The organism is Geodermatophilus maliterrae, assembly GCF_041018925.1.
GTDB classification, from domain to species: domain Bacteria; phylum Actinomycetota; class Actinomycetes; order Mycobacteriales; family Geodermatophilaceae; genus Geodermatophilus; species Geodermatophilus maliterrae.
The window spans coordinates 58,607-75,311 of sequence record NZ_JBFNXQ010000007.1 but is presented as its reverse complement, the minus strand read 5'-3'; the positions used below and the strand labels follow the sequence as shown (position 1 = coordinate 75,311).

Genomic DNA, 16,705 nt, shown 5'->3' with positions numbered 1-16,705 from the left:
CGCCCGTGCCGGTGCCCGCCTACCGTGGCGCCGTGGTCGCCGCCTGGGTCCTCGTCGCGCTGTTCGCGGTGGCCGCCCTCGCCTGCCTCCTCGCCGCTCGCCGGCTGGCCCGCCCGCACCGGTCCCCGCGCCGGTCGCCGGCCCCGGTGCCCCCCGCGCGGTCCCCGCGCGGCCGCTGAACCCCCGTCCGCGGGGAGGGGCGGGCGGGCGCGCCGACTACCGTGGCGGTCATGCCTCCCCGGGACGCCGGCCGGTGACCGGCCCGACCGACCTGCCCGTCGCCGACACCGTCGACGTCCGTTCCGGCCCGGAGGTGGCGCCGGGCCTGCTGTCGGTGCTGCCGCTGCTGGGGGAGTGGCACGGCGAGGGGGTCGCCGCCGGGGGAGACGCCGGTGACCGGCGCTTCGGCCAGTGGCTGCGCTTCGCGCACGACGGCCGTGACTTCCTCGCCTACGAGTCGCGCACCTGGCTGATCGGCGACGACGGCCGGGTGGAGGGGCCCGGCGTCCGGGAGTCCGGCTTCTGGCGGCCGCGCGGCCAGGACGACGTCGAGCTGCTGGTCACCAGCCCGGACGGCCTGATCGAGCTCTACGTCGGAACGGCGCGCACGACCACGAGCTGGGAGCTGACCAGCGACGTCGTGGCCCGCACGCCCGACGCGCCGGACACCACCCGGGCCGTGCGGCTCTACGGGATCGTCGAGGGGGCGCTCATGTACGCCGTCGACCGCGCCGGGGCCGACACCCCGCTGCGCCCGACCATGTCCGCCCGGTTGGAGCGGCTCCGGTGACCGGGCCGACGACGGCGCCGCTGGACCCCACCCACCCCGCCACCCCGCGCAGGACGGCCGACCGCTTCGTCGACGCCGTCTGCGACCTCGACCCGATCGTCGCGACGTCGCTGGGCACCCGGCCCGGTGACGACCGGCTGCCCGACCCCAGCCCGGCCGGCCTGGAGGCCGAGGCCGAGCTGGCCCGTCGCACGCTCGCCGAGCTCGACGCCGTCCTCGCCGCCGACCCGGCACTGGCCGACGACGCGGTCGAGCGCCGCTGCGCGCGGCTGCTGCGCGAGCGCCTGGGCGCCGAGCTGGCGGCGCACGACGCCGGCGAGGGGTTCCGCGCCCTGTCCAACCTGTTCAGCCCGGTGCACTCGATCCGGCAGGTCTTCCTGCTCATGCCGACGGCGACCGAGGAGGACTGGTCCGTCGTCGCCCGCCGGATGGCCCGGGTGCCCGAGGCCTACCGCGGCTACCTCCAGACGCTCCGCGAGGGTGCCCGGCGCGGGCTGCTCGTCGCGCCGCGGCAGGTGTCCACCGTCGTCGGCCAGCTCGGCGAGTGGCTCTCCGGCCCCTTCTTCGGCGGCCTGGCCGCCTCGGGCCCCGAGGCGCTGCGCGGCGAGCTCGACGCGGCGGCGCGCGCGGCCGACACCGCGGTGGCCGAGGTGCGGGACTTCCTCCGCGACACCTACGGCCCGCAGGCCGAGGGGACGCCGGACGCCGTCGGCCGCGACCGGTACGCGATCGCCGCGCGCCGGTGGAACGGCTCCGACCTCGGCGCCGGGCAGGGGCTGGAGGAGGCCTACGCCTGGGGCTGGTCGGAGCACCGGCGGATCCTCGCCGAGCAGCGGGCCGAGGCCGACGCGCTGCGGCCGGGTGCCACGCCGATCGAGGTGATGCGCTGGCTCGACGAGCACGGTCCCGCGGTCGACGGCGTCGAGGCCATCCGGCAGCAGTTGCAGTCGATGATGGACGAGGCGATCGCGGCGCTGGACGGCACGCACTTCGACCTCGCCGAGCCGGTGCGCCACGTCGAGGCGATGATCGCGCCGCCCGGCAGCGCCGCGGCGCCGTACTACACCCGGCCGGCGCAGGACTTCTCCCGCCCCGGTCGCACCTGGCTGCCCACGCTGGGCCGCGAGCGGTTCCCGCTGTGGGACCTCGTCTCGATCTGGTACCACGAGGGCGTCCCGGGCCACCACCTGCAGCTGGCCCAGTGGGCCTACGTCTCCCGGGACCTGTCGACCTACCAGACCTCGCTCGGCTCGGTCAGCGCCAACGTCGAGGGGTGGGCGCTCTACGCCGAGCGGCTGATGGACGAGCTCGGGTACCTGACCGAGCCCGGCGCCCGGATGGGCTACCTCGACGCCCAGCAGCTGCGGGCCGTGCGCGTGGTCATCGACATCGGCATGCACCTGCGGCTCCCGATCCCGGACGACGCCGAGGGCGTGCTGACCGGGCACCGCGGGCAGCCGTGGACGCCGGAGCTGGCGCGGGCCTTCGCCGGCGAGCACCTCGGCAGCGACCCGGCGTTCCTCGACAGCGAGCTCATCCGCTACCTGGGCCTGCCCGGGCAGGCGATCAGCTACAAGCTGGGCGAGCGCGCGTGGCGGGCCGGCCGGGACGCCGCGCAGCGGGCGCGGGGCGCGGACTTCGACCTCAAGGCGTGGCACATGGCCGCGCTCTCGCAGGGCTCGCTGGGCCTCGACGACCTCGAGGCGGAGCTGGCGCAGCTGTAGCCACGGCGCCTCAGCCGGCCGGCCGGAGCCCCACCAGGCCGGCCAGCTCGGTCATCGCGCGGTCGAAGTACCGGTCGGCGTCCTCGACCGACCCGACCAGGTGCCCGAACAGCTCGAAGCTGACCGTGCCGAACAGGGCGCTCCACGCCACCAGCGCGCGCACGCGGACGGCGTCGTCGACCGCCGGGTGGCCGCCGCCGAGGACCTCCACCGCGGCGTCCCCGAGCAGTCCGGGCTCCCGTCCGCCGGCGGTCTCGGGCAGCAGGCCGGCGCGGGCGGCGTCGCCGAGGACGGCGCCGAGGACGATGCCCACCCGCGAGGCGGCGGGCACGGTGTCCCGTGGCGCGGTGTACCCGGGTACGGGCGAGCCGTAGAGCAGCGCGTACTCGTGCGGGTGCGCCCGCGCCCAGTCGCGCACGGCCGCGCAGACCGACGTCCACCGCTGCGCCGGCGGCGCGGCCGGGTCGTCGGCGGCCTCGGCCGCGGCCCCGAGGTCGTCGTAGCCGTCGATGATCAGCCGGGTCAGCAGGTCGTCGCGGCTGGGGAAGTACCGGTAGACGGCCGACGAGGCCATCCCCAGCTCCCGGGCCACCGCGCGCAGCGACAACGCGGCCGCTCCCACCTCGGCCAGCTGGCGGCGCGCGGCCTCGGCGATCTCGGCGGTCAGCTCGGCACGGACGCGCTCGCGGGCGGTGGGCACGCTGTCATCCTGACCGATCGAGAGCACTGCGCGCAAGTGAGAGCGCTGCTCTTGACATGACGAACGATGTGAGCGAGCGTCGTCCTCGAACGAGAGCACCGCTCTCGACGGAGCTCCTCAGGAGGAGACGTGGCACTGCACGTGATCGTGGGCAAGGGGCCGGTGGGCCTGACGACGGCGGAGCTGCTGGCCGACCAGGGGCACCGGGTACGGGTGCTGTCCCGCAGCGGCGGGACCTCGACCGACCGGGTCGAGCACCGCCGGGTGGACGCCGCCGACGCCGCCGGGCTGACCGAGGCGGCCACCGGTGCCGCGGCGCTCTACAACGCCGTCAACCCGGCGTACGACCGCTGGACCACCGACTGGCCGCCGGTGGCCGCCGCGCTGCTCGCCGCCACCGAGCGCAGTGGCGCGGTGCTGGTGACCATGTCGAACCTGTACGTCTACGGCCGCCCCACCGGGCCGATGACCCCGGAGAGCCCGCTGGCCGCCACCGACACCAAGGGCCGGGTGCGGATCGCCATGTGGCGCGAGGCGCTGGCCGCGCACGAGGCCGGCCGCATCCGGATGACCGAGGCCCGGGCGGGGGACTTCGTCGGACCGCAGGTGCCGGCCGACCACTCCCACCTGGTCCGCCAGCTCCCCGCTCTGCGCCGCGGCCGCCGCGCGTGGGTGGTCGGTGACCCCGATGCGCCACGCAGCTGGACGTACCTGCCCGACGTCGCGGCGACACTGGCGGTGCTCGGCACCGACACGCGGGCGCTCGGCCGGGCCTGGCACGTCCCGAGCAACCCGCCGCGCTCGCAGCGGCAGGCCCTGGCCGACCTGGCCCGGGCGATGGGTCGCCGGCCGGTGCCGGTCAGCGGCGTCCCGTGGCCCGTGCTGCAGGCGGTCGGCCGGTTCTCGCCGGTGATGCGCGAGGTCGTCGACATCCGGCACCAGTTCGACCAGGAGTACGTCCTCGACGCCACGGCGACGACGCAGGCGTTCGGGCTGACGGCCACCCCGTGGGACCAGGTGCTCGCGGCGACCGCGGGCGCGGCCGAGCCCACGCGGGTCCGAGCTAGCGCGGCTCGACCGGGTTGACCGGGTCGCTGTCGGGTGTGATCGGGTCGCCCGGCTGGGCGGGGGCGACCTCCAGCCGGGTGGCCAGGAGGGCGTCGACGGCGTCGATGCTGCCGCCGACGTAGGTGCTGGTCAGGGCGGGGTCGGTGACCACGCACCACGCCCGGTCGACCGGCCACCACAGCGCGGCGCTCTGCTCGTGCGGCTCGGGGGCGAAGTTGGCGGCGGCCCGCTCGACGGGGCCGCGCACCAACAGCAGGTCGACGCGGGGGAGGCGCAGGCGGGGCAGGTCGGCCGCGCCGCCGTCGTCCCAGCCGAACCAGCACTCGCCGGGCGTGCCGGTCTCGAGCGCCAGGACGGCGGCCACCTCACGGGCGACGTGCTCGACCAGGTGGCCCTCGGCGGGGGCGTCGTTCCACACCCCGGGCTGGTCGAGCTCGCTGACGAAGTCCCACGAGCCGGTGATGCCCGGCCACTGCATGAGCCGGTGCGGGGTGGTGCCGTTGACCGCGGCCACCTCGTCCCAGCGGACGTGGACGTCGTCGTCACCCGCGTAGCGGACGGCGGGGTGGAACACCCGGGCGTAGGCGGGGAAGCGGGCCGGCAGGAGCGCGGCCACGGTGTCCGCGGCGGCGGCGCGGACCGCCTCGGCGATCCAGCGTCCGGCCGGTGCGCTGCGCGTGGCGGTGTCCACGGCCGCTCGGCCCTCCCCGGCGGTGCGGCTGGGGACTGTCCCCAGGGACGGACGACCCCCGGGCTTTTCCACGGCGCCGCCACGAGGGCGGCTGCGCGTGGGCCGACTGGACGAGTGTCGGCGGCCCGGGGGTCGGGTGACTGTCCGGTTCTCGCTCGCCGCCGTGCGACGGACGGGCGATCAGGATGCCGGCGTTCGGGTTCCAGTCCGAACGGGCGGCCCATCTGGACGGCGGCTAGCGGACAGCCACCTCACGAGTCCTGTACGAAGTCAATGTGTCGGACCACCTCCCCTCTCGTGTACCTCGACGGTACGACGGCCCGGGGCGTTCGGCAACGACGTGGTTCAGCCGTCGGCGGACGGCCGCTCGCGCCGCCCCGGGACGTCGGGACCCTCGAGGTCACGCTGGTAGACGTCTGGGATGTCGTCCTCGTCGGCGTCGACCTGCTCCAGCTCGTAGATCCGCCGGTACCGCCGGTTGCGCAGCCGCAGCACGACGGTGGCCATGAGGGCCGACAGCACGGTCCCGACCAGCACGCCGACCTTGACGTGGTCGTCGCGCTCGCTGCCGGTGCCGAAGGCGAGCTCGCCGATGAGCAGGGACACGGTGAACCCGATCCCGCCGAGCAGCGCCATGCCGACCAGGTCGGGCCAGCCCAGGTCGTCGGCGAACTCGGCCCGGGTGAACCGGGTGACCAGCCACGTGGCGCCGACGATGCCGATCACCTTGCCCGCGACCAGGCCGACGACGATGCCGAGCGCCACCCGGTCGCCGAGCGACTCGACCAGTCCGGACAGCCCACCGACGGTGACGCCGGCCGCGAAGAAGGCGAACACGGGCACCGCCACGCCGGCCGAGATCGGGCGGAAGCGGTGCTCGAGGTGCTCGGCCAGCCCCGGCCCCGCGCCCGGGCCGCCCGCCGCCTGGCTGCGCACCACCGGGACGGTGAAGGCCAGCAGGACGCCGGCCACCGTCGCGTGCACGCCGGACTCGTGCACGAACACCCAGGTGAGCAGCGCCAGCGGCAGCAGCAGCCACCAGGAGCGGACCCGCTTCTGCACGAGGAACGCGAAGACGGCGAGCGGGACCAGCGCCAGCGCCAGCCAGCCCGCGGCCAGCGAGGACGTGTAGAAGACCGCGATGATCGTGATGGCCAAGAGGTCGTCGACGACGGCGAGGGTGAGCAGGAAGGTCCGCAGCCCGCTCGGCAGGTGGGTGCTGATGACCGCCAGGACGGCGAGGGCGAAGGCGATGTCGGTGGCCGTCGGGATCGCCCAGCCGCGCAGGCCGCCGCCGGCGCCGAGGTTGACCAGCACGTAGAGCACCGCCGGCACGATCATCCCGCCGACCGCCGCGGCCACCGGCAGCGCCGCCCGGCGCGGGTCACGCAGGTCGCCGGCGACGAACTCGCGCTTGAGCTCCAGGCCGGCGACGAAGAAGAAGATCGCGAGCAGCCCGTCGGCGGCCCAGGTCCCCAGGGTCAGGCCCAGGTGCAGCGACGCCGGTCCCACGCGGGTGTCACGCAGGGTCTCGTAGACCTCCGCCCAGGGCGAGTTGGCCCAGACGAGCGCCACGACGGTGCCGACGAGCAGCAGCACGCCGCCGACGGTCTCCTTGCGCAGGACGTCGGCGATCCGGCGGGTCTCGGTCCAGGATCCCCGGCTGAAGACGCGGGTGGAGCCGTGGGGGACGGTCATCGGGTGGCTCCCTGGGGAGGGGTCGGGTCGGACGCCGCCGACCAGACTTCCCGGCACACCCCGGTCGACCCTACCGGTGCGGGCCGGTCGTCGCCGTCCGTGTACGGGGCCGGTCCGTAGAGTGGGCGCCGTGGACCCCCGCCCGGCACCGCCCCCGCGGGAGCGGTCCCTGCGGCCGGCGGAGCTGGCCGGCCGGCGCGTGGGCGTCTGGGGATACGGCCGGGAGGGCCGCGCCGCCGTCCGCGCCGCCCTGGCCGCCGGCGCCACCGGGGTGCTCGTCGTCGACAGCCGCCCGGTCGACCCCGTTCAGCTGCCCGCGGGGGTGACCGCGACGACCGACGTCGCGGACCTCACCGGGTGCGACGTCGTCGTCCGGTCGCCGGGCATCAGCCCCTACCGGGAGGACGCCCGCCTCATCGCCGAGCGCACGGTCGTCACCACCGGCACCGGGATCGCGCTGGCCGAGGCCGCCGGGCGCGGGGTCCCGGTGCTCTGCGTGACCGGCACCAAGGGCAAGAGCACCACCAGCGCCCTGGCCGCCGCCGTCCTCACCGCGGCCGGCCGCCCGGCGGTGCACGCCGGGAACATCGGGACGCCGCTGCTCGACGTCCTCCTCGACGGGATCGGCGACCGGACGCTCGTCGTCGAGGTCTCCAGCTACCAGGCCGCCGCCGTCCCGGACTTCACCGGCCGCGGCGCGCTCACCTCGCTGGCGCCCGAGCACCTCGACTGGCACGGGTCGGTGCAGACCTACTACCGGGACAAGCTGCGCGTCTTCACCGCCTGCCCCGAGCGCTCGGTGGCCGTGAGCGCGCAGGCCCGGCCGCTGGCGCAGCGGTACCTCGACGCGGCGCAGCTGGTCGACCCCGCCGAGGTGGTCCCCGCCGACCTCGCCGCGCGCCTGGCGCCGGCACACCTGCCCGGCGCGCACAACCGCAGCAACGTCGAGGTGGCGCTGGCCGCCTGCGCCCTGACGGGCCTGGACCTCGCCGCCACCGCCGACGCGGTCACCGCCGCCGTCGCCGGGTTCCGGGCGCTGCCGCACCGGCTCTCGCCCGTGGCCACCCTCGGCGAGGTCACCTTCGTCGACGACACGCTGAGCACCACGCCGGTCTCGGTGCTCGCCGCTCTCGACGCGCTCGCCGGGCGGCCGGTCACGCTCGTCGCCGGGGGCCAGGACCGCGGCCTGGACTACACCGACCTGGCCCGGACGTTGGTGGCCCGGCGGGACGCCGTCGCGCTGGTCACCGTCCCCGACACGGGGGCGCGGCTGGCCGCCGACGTCCGCCGGGAGGCCGCCGGCGTCCCGGTGCGCCTGACCGAGACGGCGTCGCTGGAGGAGGCGGTGGCGACGGCGCGCGCGACCACGCCGCCCGGCGGGGTCGTCCTGCTCTCGCCCGGCGCCCCCAGCTACAACCGCTTCCGCGACTTCGAGGAGTTGGCAGCCACCTATGAGCAGATCCTCGTCGACGCCGGTGCCGAGCGTGTCCGAGCGCTCTGACGCCCGCGCCGGCGTCGGGACCTTCGTCGTCGCCGGCCGGTCGCTGGACCCCGCGACCGGCGAGGCGGCCTTCACCTACCGCCTCGGCGAGGACGAGTTCACCGAGCGGCTGACCCTGGACCCGTCGCTGCTGACCGGCCCGGTGCCCTTCCACGCCTCCCCCGCGCTGGACCTCGTGCACCTGGTCATGGGCACCAGCTACTACAAGCTCGCCGCGCCGGGCCGGGTCGTCGTCGAGGGAGCGGTCACCGCCGCCCAGCTCGCCGTCGCGCAGGCCGCCTACACCGACGGGCTGGGGGAGTTCGCCGCGGTCAACCGGCTGCCGGTGCCGCACCGGGTCGAGTTCGACGCCGAGCTGTGGGAGCCCGAACAGGCCGGGACCGGCGGCGGCCGCGGCGCGCTGCTGCCGGTGGGCGGCGGCAAGGACTCCGCGCTCGCCCTCGTCGTGATCCCCGACGGGACCGCGCTGGCGATCAACCCGACCGGCGCGCAGCGCGACGTCGCCCGCGCCGCCGGGGTGCCGCTGGTCGAGGTCCGCCGCCGCCTGGACCCGCTGCTCGCCGAGCGCACCGCGCAGGGCGGCCTCAACGGGCACGTGCCGGTGACCGCGATCAACTCGGCGATCTCGACGCTGGTCGCCGTCCTCGGCGGTCACGGCCCCGTGGTCTTCGCCAACGAGCGGTCCGCCGACGAGGAGACGCTCACGATCGGGGGCGCGAGCGTCAACCACCAGTACTCGAAGTCCTTCGCCTTCGAGCAGCTGTTCGCCGCGGCCGCCGCGGAGCTCGGGGTGGGCTACTTCAGCCTCACCCGGCAGCTGTCGGAGCTGGCCACCGTCGCGGCCGTCGCCGCGCTGCCGCTGCGCGCCGACATCCTCAGCTGCAACCGCTCCTACACCCAGCGGCACACGGGCGGGCAGGCCGAGCAGCGCTGGTGCCTGCACTGCGACAAGTGCCTGTTCACCTTCCTGTGCTTCGCGGTGTTCCTCCGGCCGGCCGAGGCGGAGGGGATGTTCGGCGGGAACCCGCTGGCCGACCCCTCGCTGGCCGACGGCTTCCGGAAGCTGTGGGCGACGGAGAAGCCGTTCGACTGCGTGGGGGAGCGGGCCGAGAGCGCGGCGGCGATGGCGCACCTGGCGGCCAGCCGGTCGTGGGGGGACGCCCCGGTCGTGCGGCTGCTCGGGGCGGAGGCCGCCGCGGCCGCCGAGGTCACCGGCGCCACCGTCGCGCGGTTCCTCGCCCCGCGCGGAGGGCACGCGGTCCCCGAGCGGTACCTCGAGGCGCTGCGGCAGGTGCTCGCCGGCTCCCGCAGCGCCGTCGCCTGACGGCCCCTCTGCAGGGACCCGCGCCGAGCGTGCGAGGCGTGGGGGCGGAGGGATGAAGGACCCCCGTGCCCCCACCGCTCGCAGGCTCGCGGCGGGACCCTGCACGGGAGCCGGGACATAGGCTCGACCCCGTGACGACCGAGCACGGCCCTGCACCGCTGGCCGAGCGACTGCGGGCCCAGGGCCTGCGGCTGACGCCCCAGCGCCAGCAGGTCCTGGCCGCCGTCGCGGAGCTCGACCACGCCACCCCCGAGGCCATCGGCGCGCGGCTGCGCGAGCAGGCCGGGCCCGGCGGCGCGGCGCCCGACACCTCCACCGTCTACCGGACCCTCGAGCTGCTCGAGAAGCTCGGCCTGGTCTGGCACACCCACCTGGGCAAGGGGGCGCCGGTCTACCACGCCTCCGAGCACCCCCACCTGCACGTGGTCTGCGCCTCCTGCGGGGACATCGCCTCGGCCGACCCGTCGCTGCTCGACCAGGCGGCGGAACGTCTGGCCGCCGATCTCGGTTTCACCGTGGACGTGGGGCACGTCGCGCTGTCGGGCACGTGCCGCCGCTGCCGAGAGTCCGGGACGGAGAACGCATGACCACCACCTCACCCCTCGCCGCGCGGCCGGGTGCCGTCGTCGCCGAGGGCTCGACCGTCGCCGCGCACCACGGCGACCCGCTGCGCGAGCAGCGGCTGCTCGCCGAGGGCGCCGGCCTGGTCGACCGCAGCGATCGCGACGTCCTCACCGTCCCCGGCGCCGACCGGCTGACCTGGCTGCACAGCCTGACCAGCCAGCACCTCGAGCGGCTGGCCGACGGCACCGGCACCGAGGCGCTGGTCCTCTCGCCGCACGGCCACGTCGAGCACCACCTCGTCCTCGCCGAGCTCGGCGGCACCACCTGGGCCGACGTCGAGCCGGGCACGGGTGCCGCGCTGCAGACCTTCCTCGACCGGATGCGGTTCATGCTCCGGGTGGAGCCGGCGCTGGTCACCGACGCGTGGGCGCTGCTCTCGCTGGTCGGCCCCCGCTCGCCGGAGGTGCTGGCCGCGGCCGGGCTGCCGGCACCGGACGCGCCGTACGCCGTCGCGGCCCTCCCGGACGACGGATGGGTCCGCCGGGTGCCGGCCCTCGGCGACGGCGGCGCGACGGCGTTCGACCTGCTCGTGCCCCGGGCCGACCTGGCCGCCCGCGCCGACGCGCTGACCGCGGCGGGCGCCCGTGCCGCTGGTGTCGACGCCCACGAGGCGCTGCGGGTCGAGGCCCGCCGGCCGCGGCTGGGCACCGACACCGACCACCGCACCATCCCCAACGAGCTGGAGTGGCTGTCCACCGCCGTCCACCTCGAGAAGGGCTGCTACCGCGGGCAGGAGACCGTCGCCCGCGTGCACAACCTCGGCCGGCCGCCCCGGCGGCTGGTCCTGCTGCACCTCGACGGTGTCAGCGAGGACCTGCCCGTCCCGGGGACACCGGTGCTGGCCGGCACCCGCGAGGTCGGTCGCACCGGCACCGTCGTCCGCCACCACGAGCTCGGCGTCGTCGCGCTCGCCCTGGTCAAGCGGTCGGTGACCCTCGACACCGAGCTGACCGTGGGCGGCTCGCGGGCCGCGCTCGACCCCGACGACGCCCGCGACGCGCTCGACGACACCCGGGTCGCGGCCCGCGACCGGGTCCGGGCCGTCCGGTCTGCCACCATCGGGCGGTGACCTCCGTGAGCCCCGAGCCGCCCCCCGCCGGTGGGCCGCCCGTCGACGCGCTGCTGGCCCCCGGCTTCCTGGAGGGCGTGGAGTCGCGCCCCATGTCCGAGGTGCGGGTGCTGCGCCGCCGGGCCGAGCAGGAGGAGGTCAACCTCTCCTACACGCGGCGGCTGCTGCAGGGCCGGCTCGACATCGTCCGCCGCGAGCTGCAGCGCCGCGCCGAGCACGACGGCCGCTCGCTGCTGGACCTGCTGCCGGAGATCCTCGCCGAGAAGGGCCGCGGCCCCGCGCACGGCCTGGGCCGGCACCAGACGGTGCAGCCGGCCTCGCCCGGCGACTACGAGTCCTGGGTGAACGGCCTGACGCCCGACGTCGACCTGTCGGCGGTCCCCGAGCTGCCCGACGCCGACCTCGAGCGGGCCGCCCGCTCGCTGGCCGCCGCCGAGGGCTCGCTGTCCGAGCGGCGCCGCGGCGTCCAGCAGGTCATGGACACCCTCGCCGGCGAGCTGGCCCGCCGCTACCGCAACGGCGAGGCCGACGTCGCCGCCCTGCTGGCCGACGAGGGCCGTTGAAGGACCACGCTCCTCCCCACGCCTCGCAGGCTCGGCGCGGGCCCCTGGAGCGTGGCCGTTCCACCACCTCACCTCCGTGGCCCGACGCTCCCGTCCTCGCCGAGGTCTGGCGTTCGGGGTTCCTCGAGTCGGTGCACCGCGGCGCGCTCGTCGTCGTCGGTCCCGACGGGGAGGTGCGCTGGTCGGCCGGCGACGTCGACCGGCCGGTGCTGCCGCGCTCGGCCAACAAGCCCGTGCAGGCCACCACCTACCTGGCCGCCGGCTGGCGGCCCCGCTCCGGCGAGGAGCTGGCCGTCGCCGCCGGCTCGCACACGGGGGAGGACGGCCACCGCGACCTCGCCGCGACCGTCCTGGCCGCCGCCGGGCTGGGCCCCGAGGCGCTCGGCTGCCCGCCGGCGCTGCCCGGCCACGAGCCCACCCGCGCCGCCTGGCTGGTCGCCGGCCGCGAGCCCGAACGGCTGGCCATGAACTGCTCCGGCAAGCACGCCGCCATGCTGGCCGCGTGCGTGGCCGCCGGCTGGCCCACGCAGGGCTACCTCGCGCGGGACCACCCGCTGCAGCAGGCGATCGAGGCCCGGCTGGCCGCGGCGGCCGGTGAGCCGGTCGCCGCCGTCGTCGTCGACGGGTGCGGCGCGCCGCAGCACGGGCTGTCCCTGACCGGGCTCGCCCGCGGCACCGGCTCGCTGGTGGCTGCGCCGGCGGGGAGCCCGGAGCGCGCGGTGGCCGACGCGGTCCGGGAGCACCCCTGGTACGTCGCCGGCACCGGCCGGGAGGACACCGACCTCATGACCGCCGTCCCCGGTCTGCTGGTCAAGGGCGGTGCCGACGGCGTGCACGTCGCCGCCCTGCCCGGCCGGGGCGCGGTCGCGTTCAAGCTCGACGACGGCGGCGACCGCGGGCGGGCCCCGGTGCTCGCCGCCGGCCTGCGCCTGCTCGGCGTGGACGCCGGGGCGCTGTCGCGCTGGACGGTCACCCCGGTGACCGGCGGCGACGGCGTGGTCGGCGAGGTCCGCGCGGCCGCCGTCCTCCTCGGCTGAGCAGCGACACGCGGGTGTGAGGGGACTCACGGGCGGGTGCTAGCTCTTGCGCTTGCAAGAGCTAGCAGTGCTGGTTAACGTCGTGTCGTGCAGAGCCCTGGCGAGTTCGTCACCGGTCAGGTGAGGTCGGTCCGCGACAAGGTGGACCAGCTCGCCGGCAGCGTGGCGGAGACCGTCGCGGCCGAGGCCCAGCAGGTCTCGTCGGTGCGCTCGCAGGTGGGGGAGTACATCCGCGAGCAGCGCAGTGCCGCCCGGGTCTCCCTGCGCGAGCTGGCCCGCACCGCGGGCGTGAGCAACCCCTACCTGTCCCAGGTGGAGCGGGGCCTGCGCAAGCCGTCGGCGGAGATCCTCGCCGCCATCGCCAAGGGTCTGCAGATCTCGGCCGAGACGCTCTACGAGCAGGCGGGGATCCTCGACCGGCGGGCCGGCAACCCCGACACCGTCGCGGCGATCCGGTCCGACGACCTGCTCTCCGAGCGGCACAAGGCCGTCCTGCTGGAGCTGTACGAGACCTACGTCCGCGAGCACGCCGCGACCGCGCCCGACGGCGCGGTACCGCGGCCACCCCGCACCACCGGCACCACCCACGACCACACCCCCGGGACCCCTCCGGCCCCGAAGCCCTCCAAGGAGTCAGCATGACCAGCCCCTCCCTCCTCGAGCAGGTCGCCGAGCGCGGCCGCACTCCGCTCCTGGCCGCCGTCGGCGCCGGTGACCTCGCCGTCGAGCAGGCCCGCACCGTGATCGCCTCGCTGCGCTCGCGCGCCGTGGCCCTTCCCGGCGAGGCCCAGGTCCAGGTCGACCTGGCCGCCAAGGAGGCCCGCACCCGCGCCGAGCAGGCCGCCGACCGCGCCCGCGAGGCCGTCGTCCAGGCCCGCACCAACAGCCGCCAGCTGGCCGGTGCCGTCCGCCCCGACGCCGTCGCCGGCACCGTGGCCGAGCTGCTCGAGACCGCCCGCACGCAGGCTGTCAGCACCGTCGAGGCGCTGGCCGACCGCGGCGCCGACGTCCTGGAGGAGCTGCGCCGTCAGCCGGCCTTCCGCCGGTTCGCCGGCCGGGCCGAGCAGGTCGTCGACCGCGTCGAGGACGCCGTCGACGAGGTCATCGAGGAGACCGCCGAGGCCGTGAGCGAGGCCTCCGACGAGGTCACCTCGCTGGTCCAGAAGGCCGCCGCGAGGACCGCCAAGGCCGCCGCCAAGGCCGAGGCCGCCGTCGACGAGGCCGCCGAGTCCGCCAAGGCGGCGATCGACGGGACCGCCGAGACCGTGGACGAGACCGCCGCCAAGGCCGCCCGCAAGCCGGGCAAGCGCGCCACCCCGGCCGCGAAGACCTCCGGCACCAAGGGCACCTCGGCGCGCGTGAGCCGCGCCCGCACCGCCAAGAGCACCGACTGAGGAAGGACCCCCTCCCCCGCCACGCCTCGCTCCGCTCGGCGCGGGCGCCTGCGAGGGGGCCGTTGCCTCACCTCACCCGCTCGGGGCACTGCCCCGGAGGGGGCCACAGGCCCAGGGCCCCGGAGCTGCACCTGCGCTCCGGGGCCCTGTGCCGTCTCGGCGGATCCCCCGTCGGAGGGGTCACCGGGACGCACCCGGCGGGTACCCTCTGGGCATGTCGTTCGACGGGGTCCTGCTCCTCGGCCTGTACGGGCTCGCGCTGGCGCTGGCCCTCTGGGCCTTCGTCGACGCCGTCGTCCGCCCGGCCGCCGGCTACGTCGCCGCCGGCAAGCTCACCAAGCCGGCCTGGGCGGCGATCACGGCCCTGGCCGCGGTCGTCATCTACTTCCAGACGCCGATGAGCTTCCTCGGCCTGCCCGCGGTCATCGCGGCGGTCGTCTACCTCGTCGACGTGCGCCCCGCCGTGCGCGGGGTCCAGCGGGGCAACAGCAGCTGGTGACCCCGTGGCCGGCCGCGCCGGCCACGGAGCAGCTCAGTGCCGGTCGTCGCGGGGCATGATCGCCCACAGCACCAGGTAGGCGATGAACTGCGGACCGGGCAGGACGCAGGAGACGACGAAGGCCAGTCGCAGCCCGCTGGTCGACAGGCCGTAGCGGCGGGCGATGCCGGCGCAGACCCCGGCGATCATCTTGTGGCGGGTGTCGCGGGCCAGTCGGCGCGGAGCGGGAAGGGTCATGTCCCGACCCTAGGCGCGGCCGTGGGCCCGGGCATCGGGGAAGACCCTGGTCAACGGCTGAACACACCCGGAGGCGGCTCGGGCGAGGGCGCGGCGTCGGCGTCGTGCACCGGCTGCGCCGTCCCCGCGAACCGGTCCAGGTCGTTCCCGGCCACCACCCGCGCCGGCATCGGGTCACCGGCGCAGCGCCGGACCAGCCCCTCGACCGGCAGGGGCGCGTCCGAAGCAACCGCCACCAGGTTGCCGAAGCGGCGGCCGCGCAGCGTGCCCGGCTCGGCGAGCACGCACACGTGCCGGAACACCGCGCGCAGCGTGGCCACCTGGCCACGCGCGTACCGCAGCGGCGGGCCGTCGGCCACGTTGGCCGCGAGGACGCCGTCCGGCCGCAGCACCCGCCGCGCCTCGGCGGCGTACTCGACCGTGGTCAGGTGCGCCGGCGTCCGGGCGCCGGCGAAGACGTCGCTCACCACGACGTCGGCACTGCGCGGCGGCAGCGCCGCCAGCCCGGCGCGGGCGTCGGTGGCCCGCACCCGCACCCGCGCGCCGCGCGGCAGCGGCAGGTGCGCGCGGACCAGGTCGGTGAGCCGCTCGTCGAGCTCCACCACCCGCTGCCGCGAGCCCGGCCGTGTCACCGCCAGGTAGCGGGCCAGCGTCAGCGCACCCCCGCCGAGGTGGACGGCGTCCACCGGCGCCCCTTCCGGCGCCGCCAGGTCCAGCACGTGGCCCATCCGCCGCACGTACTCGAACTCCAGGTGCGCGGGGTCGTCGAGGTCGACGTGCGACTGCGGGGTGCCGTCGACCACCAGCACCCAGGAGCCGTCGCGGTCGGCGTCGCCCAGGAGCTCGGCGGTGCCGCCGCCGACCGCGGTGGGACCGGGCGGGATGACGGAGGGGCGGTCGGGGCGCCTCACGCGGGCGCCACCGCTGACCAGCGGACGGTCAGCTCCCCGTGCTTCCAGCGCCGGGTGGAGCCGACCAGCGGCCAGCCCTCGTCGGCCAGCGCCTGCACCGCCGCCGTCCACCGCTGGCGCGGGCCGAAGGTCGACAGCCCGGCCGCGGCGGCCCACGCCGCGTCGAGGGCGCGGAGGAAGCCGTGCACCGGCCGGCCCGGGACGTTGTGGTGGATCAGCGCCTTCGGCAGCCGCTCGGCGAGGTCGGAGGGGCGGTCGAGGTCGGCCACCCGCGCGGCGAGGGTGAGCGTGAGCGGCCCGTCGGCGTCGAGCGCCACCCACGACGCCCGCCGTCCCCACTCGTCGCAGGTGCCCTCCACCAGCAGCCCGCCGGGGCCCAGCGCGGCGCACATGGTCTCCCACGCCTGCGCCGCCGAGGCCTCGTCGTACTGGCGCAGCACGTTGAACGCCCGGACCAGCACCGGCTGCAGCCCGGCGAGTTCGAAGCCGCCGACGCGGAAGTCCACCCGCGGCGGGTCGCGGTCGACGGCGACGGCGGCCACCCGGGCCGGGTCGATCTCCAGGCCGACCACCTCGAGACCGGGCACCTCCGGGGTCAGCCGATCGGCCAGCTCCAGCGTGGTCACCGCCGAGGAGCCGTAGCCGAGGTCGACCACCAGCGGCCGGGCGGCGTCCCGGATCCGCGGCACCTGGGTGGCCTGGATCCAGCGGTCCACGCGGCGCAGCCGGTTCGCGTTCGTGGTCCCGCGGGTCGGCAGGCCCAGGGCGCGCGCCCGTCCCGCGGCCAGCCGGGGGTTGGCCCGCCGGGCAGCGAGGCTCGCCCGGCGCTTGTGCTCGCTGCCCCCCTCGCTCACCGGCCCCGAGGGTAGTCCGCC

The 16,705-nt window shown here is 76.7% G+C and carries 19 protein-coding genes; 13 read left to right on the top strand and 6 right to left on the bottom strand.

Annotated features, from left to right (window positions below; genetic code table 11):
• Positions 1-32: 32 nt before the first annotated feature.
• The 3 genes from ABQ292_RS04170 (at position 33) to ABQ292_RS04160 (ending at position 2,514) form a co-directional block, all read left to right on the top strand.
• Complete coding sequence (locus tag ABQ292_RS04170) at positions 33-179, top strand: hypothetical protein (RefSeq protein ID WP_369203526.1); 147 nt, start codon at positions 33-35, stop codon at positions 177-179.
• 74 nt (positions 180-253) lie between these two features.
• Positions 254-790, top strand: a complete 537-nt coding sequence (locus ABQ292_RS04165) for a heme-binding beta-barrel domain-containing protein (protein ID WP_369203524.1) — start codon at positions 254-256, stop codon at positions 788-790.
• Entirely contained in the window at positions 787-2,514 is a 1,728-nt protein-coding gene (locus tag ABQ292_RS04160; RefSeq protein ID WP_369203522.1) for a DUF885 domain-containing protein, read from the top strand. The genes ABQ292_RS04165 and ABQ292_RS04160 overlap by 4 nt, the downstream gene beginning before the upstream one ends.
• Before the next feature lie 10 nt (positions 2,515-2,524).
• On the opposite strand, the gene ABQ292_RS04155 is transcribed toward ABQ292_RS04160, so the two are convergent.
• Positions 2,525-3,214: a TetR/AcrR family transcriptional regulator gene (locus ABQ292_RS04155; RefSeq protein WP_369203520.1), complete on the bottom strand. Its 690-nt coding sequence runs from the start codon at positions 3,212-3,214 to the stop codon at positions 2,525-2,527.
• A 129-nt stretch (positions 3,215-3,343) separates the two neighbouring features.
• Here ABQ292_RS04155 and ABQ292_RS04150 point away from each other — a divergent pair, with 129 nt between their 5' ends.
• Positions 3,344-4,300: an NAD-dependent epimerase/dehydratase family protein gene (locus tag ABQ292_RS04150; RefSeq protein WP_369203517.1), complete on the top strand. Its 957-nt coding sequence runs from the start codon at positions 3,344-3,346 to the stop codon at positions 4,298-4,300.
• Here ABQ292_RS04150 and ABQ292_RS04145 read toward each other — a convergent pair.
• Both ABQ292_RS04145 and nhaA read right to left on the bottom strand, forming a co-directional pair.
• Positions 4,278-4,973: a hypothetical protein gene (locus ABQ292_RS04145; protein WP_369203515.1), complete on the bottom strand. Its 696-nt coding sequence runs from the start codon at positions 4,971-4,973 to the stop codon at positions 4,278-4,280. The genes ABQ292_RS04150 and ABQ292_RS04145 overlap by 23 nt on opposite strands.
• A 345-nt stretch (positions 4,974-5,318) precedes the next feature.
• Entirely contained in the window at positions 5,319-6,671 is a 1,353-nt protein-coding gene (nhaA, locus tag ABQ292_RS04140) for a Na+/H+ antiporter NhaA (RefSeq protein WP_369203513.1), read from the bottom strand.
• A 130-nt stretch (positions 6,672-6,801) separates the two neighbouring features.
• Here nhaA and murD point away from each other — a divergent pair, with 130 nt between their 5' ends.
• From murD to ABQ292_RS04095, 9 genes are all read left to right on the top strand, one after another.
• On the top strand, positions 6,802-8,172 hold the full coding sequence (murD, locus tag ABQ292_RS04135) for a UDP-N-acetylmuramoyl-L-alanine--D-glutamate ligase (protein ID WP_369203511.1): 1,371 nt from the start codon (positions 6,802-6,804) through the stop codon (positions 8,170-8,172).
• Positions 8,156-9,496 carry a MurL-like N-terminal domain-containing gene (locus tag ABQ292_RS04130; RefSeq protein WP_369203509.1) on the top strand — a complete coding sequence of 447 codons (1,341 nt, stop codon included), beginning with the start codon at positions 8,156-8,158 and terminating at the stop codon, positions 9,494-9,496. The genes murD and ABQ292_RS04130 overlap by 17 nt, the downstream gene beginning before the upstream one ends.
• Positions 9,497-9,627: 131 nt before the next feature.
• Entirely contained in the window at positions 9,628-10,083 is a 456-nt protein-coding gene (locus tag ABQ292_RS04125; RefSeq protein ID WP_369203507.1) for a Fur family transcriptional regulator, read from the top strand.
• Positions 10,080-11,189 (top strand): CAF17-like 4Fe-4S cluster assembly/insertion protein YgfZ, encoded by a 1,110-nt coding sequence (gene ygfZ / locus ABQ292_RS04120; protein WP_369203504.1) that lies wholly within the window; start codon positions 10,080-10,082, stop codon positions 11,187-11,189. Before ABQ292_RS04125 ends, ygfZ begins: the two co-directional genes overlap by 4 nt.
• Positions 11,186-11,752, top strand: coding sequence for an RsiG family protein (locus tag ABQ292_RS04115; RefSeq protein WP_369203502.1), 567 nt, complete (start codon positions 11,186-11,188; stop codon positions 11,750-11,752). The genes ygfZ and ABQ292_RS04115 overlap by 4 nt, the downstream gene beginning before the upstream one ends.
• Positions 11,749-12,789 carry an asparaginase gene (locus ABQ292_RS04110; RefSeq protein ID WP_369203500.1) on the top strand — a complete coding sequence of 347 codons (1,041 nt, stop codon included), beginning with the start codon at positions 11,749-11,751 and terminating at the stop codon, positions 12,787-12,789. Before ABQ292_RS04115 ends, ABQ292_RS04110 begins: the two co-directional genes overlap by 4 nt.
• A gap of 87 nt (positions 12,790-12,876) precedes the next feature.
• Complete coding sequence (locus ABQ292_RS04105; RefSeq protein WP_369203498.1) at positions 12,877-13,431, top strand: helix-turn-helix domain-containing protein; 555 nt, start codon at positions 12,877-12,879, stop codon at positions 13,429-13,431.
• Positions 13,428-14,183, top strand: coding sequence for a hypothetical protein (locus ABQ292_RS04100; protein WP_369203496.1), 756 nt, complete (start codon positions 13,428-13,430; stop codon positions 14,181-14,183). Before ABQ292_RS04105 ends, ABQ292_RS04100 begins: the two co-directional genes overlap by 4 nt.
• Before the next feature lie 214 nt (positions 14,184-14,397).
• Positions 14,398-14,682, top strand: a complete 285-nt coding sequence (locus ABQ292_RS04095) for a DUF2516 family protein (protein ID WP_369203494.1) — start codon at positions 14,398-14,400, stop codon at positions 14,680-14,682.
• 33 nt (positions 14,683-14,715) lie between these two features.
• Here ABQ292_RS04095 and ABQ292_RS04090 read toward each other — a convergent pair whose 3' ends face one another.
• The 3 genes from ABQ292_RS04090 to ABQ292_RS04080 are packed head-to-tail and all read right to left on the bottom strand — an operon-like array spanning position 14,716 to position 16,684.
• Positions 14,716-14,919 carry a PspC domain-containing protein gene (locus ABQ292_RS04090; RefSeq protein ID WP_369203492.1) on the bottom strand — a complete coding sequence of 68 codons (204 nt, stop codon included), beginning with the start codon at positions 14,917-14,919 and terminating at the stop codon, positions 14,716-14,718.
• A 50-nt stretch (positions 14,920-14,969) separates the two neighbouring features.
• Positions 14,970-15,830, bottom strand: a complete 861-nt coding sequence (locus ABQ292_RS04085; protein WP_369203490.1) for a spermidine synthase — start codon at positions 15,828-15,830, stop codon at positions 14,970-14,972.
• Positions 15,827-16,684, bottom strand: a complete 858-nt coding sequence (locus ABQ292_RS04080) for a class I SAM-dependent methyltransferase (RefSeq protein ID WP_369203488.1) — start codon at positions 16,682-16,684, stop codon at positions 15,827-15,829. The genes ABQ292_RS04085 and ABQ292_RS04080 overlap by 4 nt, the downstream gene beginning before the upstream one ends.
• Positions 16,685-16,705 lie beyond the last annotated feature (21 nt).

Bases quoted from the DNA above. Each gene is read 5' to 3' on its own strand.
- ABQ292_RS04090 (WP_369203492.1), bottom strand. From the start codon at position 14,919: ATGACCCTTCCCGCTCCGCGCCGACTGGCCCGCGACACCCGCCACAAG.
- ABQ292_RS04100 (WP_369203496.1), top strand. From the start codon at position 13,428: ATGACCAGCCCCTCCCTCCTCGAGCAGGTCGCCGAGCGCGGCCGCACT.
- nhaA (WP_369203513.1), bottom strand. From the start codon at position 6,671: ATGACCGTCCCCCACGGCTCCACCCGCGTCTTCAGCCGGGGATCCTGG.
- ABQ292_RS04095 (WP_369203494.1), top strand. From the start codon at position 14,398: ATGTCGTTCGACGGGGTCCTGCTCCTCGGCCTGTACGGGCTCGCGCTG.
- ygfZ (WP_369203504.1), top strand. From the start codon at position 10,080: ATGACCACCACCTCACCCCTCGCCGCGCGGCCGGGTGCCGTCGTCGCC.